Annotated in this window: 1 protein-coding gene; it reads left to right on the top strand. The window is 39.9% G+C overall.

All coding sequences use genetic code 11. The features are described 5' to 3' along the window. On the top strand, positions 1 to 497 hold a 497-nt coding region (locus tag QZ106_RS01115; RefSeq protein ID WP_295973183.1), incomplete at its 5' end, for a hypothetical protein. Between the last annotated feature and the right edge of the window lie 72 nt (positions 498 to 569).

Below are 569 nucleotides of genomic sequence, written 5' to 3'. Positions count from 1 at the left end.
CGATTGGGTTGATGGGGGGGATGAATTTGTATCGGTTTGAGGGCACGGTGCAGAATCAAGTTGATCCATTGGGCTTATTTCCACTGGTGCTTGCGGCGCCTTGGCTTTTGGAAGCATTAGCCCATACAGCTGCTGCTATGACTGGTATTCTTATCGGTGTGGGAATAATGGAGGCGGCGGAGGCGACGGAGGCGACGGAGGAGTCTGAAGAAACCAATGATATTGGCAAATGCCCTAATAAACCTAAATGTCCGGATGATGTTTATAATAAATTGAATAAAGATGTCCATAATGCAAAAAATACAGTAGGAAAATTAGGAGGATGTAAACCTAGTATGAGTAAATATGATCAAGAGATTAGAGCATCAGCCTGGAAGCAATTAGCACTAGCCCGTTCAATAAGGGAACAAACATGTTGGGAAGGTGGCGATAAGAACCATCAAGCGCAAATTGCAGATGCTTGGAAAAATTATTATAAATGCAATGGAATAAACTGATATGAAGAATATCTATCAAATAGAAAATAGAAATTACCCTACTTCAGGATTATTTTTAAATAAATATAGAAA

The sequence above is a fragment of the uncultured Aggregatibacter sp. genome, assembly GCF_901873365.1.
Classification (GTDB): Bacteria; Pseudomonadota; Gammaproteobacteria; order Enterobacterales; family Pasteurellaceae; genus Aggregatibacter.
The sequence above is the reverse complement of the archived record's forward strand: the minus strand, read 5'-3'. Positions and strand labels throughout refer to the sequence as shown.